The organism is Acidiphilium iwatense, assembly GCF_021556475.1.
Taxonomy (GTDB): Bacteria; Pseudomonadota; Alphaproteobacteria; order Acetobacterales; family Acetobacteraceae; genus Acidiphilium; species Acidiphilium iwatense.
This window is the reverse complement of the sequence record NZ_JAKGBZ010000109.1, coordinates 1-3,078: the sequence shown is the minus strand read 5'-3', so window position 1 is coordinate 3,078 and position 3,078 is coordinate 1. Positions and strand designations below refer to the sequence as shown.

At 67.2% G+C, this 3,078-nt stretch carries 2 protein-coding genes and 1 pseudogene; all 3 read left to right on the top strand.

Annotated features, from left to right (window positions below; genetic code table 11):
- Positions 1-106: pseudogene (locus tag L2A60_RS20085) on the top strand (IS5/IS1182 family transposase); the annotation flags it as partial.
- Positions 107-329: 223 nt separating this feature from the next.
- Positions 330-2,000 (top strand): tetratricopeptide repeat protein, encoded by a 1,671-nt coding sequence (locus tag L2A60_RS20080; protein WP_235706232.1) that lies wholly within the window; start codon positions 330-332, stop codon positions 1,998-2,000.
- Positions 2,001-2,003: 3 nt separating this feature from the next.
- Positions 2,004-2,828 (top strand): 4-(cytidine 5'-diphospho)-2-C-methyl-D-erythritol kinase, encoded by an 825-nt coding sequence (locus L2A60_RS20075; RefSeq protein WP_235706231.1) that lies wholly within the window; start codon positions 2,004-2,006, stop codon positions 2,826-2,828.
- Positions 2,829-3,078: the final 250 nt, after the last annotated feature.

Genomic DNA, 3,078 nt, shown 5'->3' with positions numbered 1-3,078 from the left:
TGCCAAACTCAAGCAATTCCGCGCCATTGCAACGCGCTACGACAAAACCGCCAGAAACTTCCTCGCAGGCGTCCACCTCACCGCCACCGCTATCTGGCTTAATTGACGACACACCCTAGCAAATCAACATCTTCCAGTGTGGTTTCTGATTCTGAAATTCCTAAAATTGCCGCCGCACGTGCTTAGGAATTTCAGAATCGCCACACCGATCCTTCGAGCCGATGGCACGACGAGGCCGAGATGTAACCCCTTCATGTTTTTGCGACAAGCCGAACCCCTCGGCGTGTGCGGGCGTGACCGGCGCGAAAATCCGGGTTAGGAGACAAGCCATGGCTCCTGGTCCGAAAATCCTTCGCCGCGCCGCCCTGTCCCTGGCTCTTCTGCTGTCGGCCTGCGCGGGCGGACGGGCGGAAACCGGGCCATCGCCGACAACCTCGCTCTACGGCGCCTTCATGGCCGGCAATTACGCCGCCGCCACCGGCCATGAGGCCGAGGCCGCCAATTTCTTCGCCACCGCGATCGCGCGCGACCCCGCCAACCGGGATCTGCTGCGCCGGGGCTTCATCGCCGCCCTGCTCGCCCGGAGCCCGGAGCGGATCGCCCTGGCGAAGCGGCTGGGCAACGACCCGCTCGCGCTGATGGTGCGGGCCAATGCGGCACTCGAGACCGGAAATTACGCCGCGGCCGCGCAGGATTTCGCCGCGATGCCGAAATTCGGCGTCACCGGGCTGGTCCGTCCGCTGCTGCTCGCCTGGGCCGAAGCGGGTGCCGGTAAAACCGGTACCGCCATCGCCGGACTCACGAGGCTCGATGCCGCCGCACCCTTCGGCCCGGTCTATGCGCTGAACGCGGCGCTGATCGCCGATTTCGCCGGGCGCGAGGCCGAGGCCGCACCGCTCTACCGCATCGCCGAGCGCGCCTTCCCCGCGCCCAATCTGCGCCTTGCCCAGGCCCTGGCAAGCTGGCAGGCCCGCCAGGGCAATACCGAAAGCGCCTATGCCGTGCTGGTGCACATGGCGGCGAGCCACCCCGATCTCGACCTCGCCCTGCCCGCGCTGGAACGCAACGCCGCCAAGCCGATGATTGGCAGCGCGCGCGACGGCGTGGCCGAAGCCTATCTCACCCTCGCTGGCTCGCTGGGCCAGCCGGCTCAGGCGCTGCTGCGCAAGATCCTGCTCGGCTTCGCGCTCGAGTTGCGGCCTGACCTGTCCGCCGCGCGCCTGCTGCAAGCCAATCTGGATGTCTCGCTCGGCAAACGGGCCAGCGCCGCCGCAACCCTCGCCGCGATCAAGCCGGGCGATCCGCTCCATGCCCCGGCGGTGATGCAGCGCGCCGAAATCCTCGACGGCCTCGGCAAGGGAGCGACCATGCTGCCCGCGCTCGCGGCCCTGGCAAAATCGCATCCGCACAGCGCGGCACCGCTCACCCTCGCCGGCGATATCGAGCGCGACGCCAAACACTACGCCGCCGCCCGCGCGCTCTATTCCCGCGCCCTCGCCCGGCTCGGCCCGAACCCGCCCGGCTCGGCCTGGGCGATCATCTATGGGCGCGCGATCACCGAGGACAAGCTGAACGACTGGCCGCAAGCCGACGCCGATCTGCACCGCGCGCTGGCGCTCGATCCCGGCCAGCCCTTCGTCCTGAACTATCTCGGCTATTCCTATGCGCTGCGCGGCATCCATCTCGCCCACGCCCAGAAAATGATCGAACAGGCGCTGCAGGTCGACCCCAACGAGGGCGCGATCATCGACAGTCTCGGCTATACCTTGCTGCGGCGCGGCAAGATTGCCCACGCCATGCGTGTGCAGATCCGCGCGGTGCAGCGCGCCCCGGACGATGCCGAGGTGAACGCGCATCTCGCCGATATTTTCTATGCCGCCGGCGACCGCCTCGCCGCCCGCAACCAATGGGCGCGCGCTCTGGCTCTGCACCCCGATCCGGCGGAAAAAGCCAAAATCGAGGCGGCGCTGAAACGCCACGGTATCGAAGCGGGTTCGTAACCCATGCCGGTTGCCCAGGCGCGGGCCAAGGTCAATCTGTTTCTCCACGTCACCGGCAGGCGCCTGGACGGGTTTCACACGCTCGACAGCCTCGCCGTCTTCCCGCCGGTCGGGGATACGCTCCGGCTCGAATCCGGCACGGGCCTGTCGCTCGCGATCGACGGTCCGTTCGGTGCCGGCCTCTCCGGCGAGGCCGATAATCTGGTCCTGCGCGCGGCACGAAGTTTCGCCGACGCGATCGGCCGATCGCCGGACATCGCCTTCACCCTGACCAAAAACCTGCCGGTCGCATCCGGCATCGGCGGCGGCTCGGCCGATGCGGCGGCTTCGCTGCGTCTGCTCGCCGCGCATTGGCACCGCGCCGTTCCGCCCGATCTCGCCGTGTCCCTGGGCGCCGATGTGCCGGTCTGCCTGGAAAGCCGCCCGGCGCGGATGGGCGGCATCGGCGAAATCCTCGCTCCCGCGCCGCAACTGCCAGATTTCGGCATGGTCCTGGTCAATCCCGGTATCGCGGTCTCGACCCCGGCGATTTTTGTCGCGCGCACCGGCGATTTTTCGCTCCCCGCCGGCCTTCCCGCGCGCTGGAACGATGCGGCGGCGATGGCCGCCGACCTCGCGCGCCTGTCCAACGACCTCGAAGCTCCCGCCATCCGCCTCGCCCCGGCGATCGGCGAGGTTCTGGCTGCCTTGCGTTCAACCCCAAACTGCCTGCTGGCGCGGATGAGCGGCTCGGGCGCGACCTGCTTCGGCATTTTCCCCACCGGCGCCGATGCCGCCCGAACCGCCGCCAGCCTCGCCCGCCCCGGCTGGTGGGCCTGGGGTGGGTAGTACCTCAGTTTGAAATCAGGCGACCCGGCGAGCGGTTTCGGTCCAGGCCATCGCGACTCCGTCAGTTGTTGCAAACCAACAGAATCACAACCCGCTGAAATCGCTCAACTAACTTTTTCGTTCAGGCTCTAATCTTACTGTGTCATAAATCGAGCATTCTCGATTTGTCGTTGGCAACACGGGCATCTAGGCAGGGTTCTGGCGAGGGTGCGGGCGATTGTTGTTCTGAGCGTGGTCATTGATGTTGCGA

What these genes read in the sequence shown, in the direction of transcription:
- L2A60_RS20080 (WP_235706232.1), top strand. Translation starts at nt 330, where the DNA reads ATGGCTCCTGGTCCGAAAATCCTTCGCCGCGCCGCCCTGTCCCTGGCT.
- L2A60_RS20075 (WP_235706231.1), top strand. Translation starts at nt 2,004, where the DNA reads ATGCCGGTTGCCCAGGCGCGGGCCAAGGTCAATCTGTTTCTCCACGTC.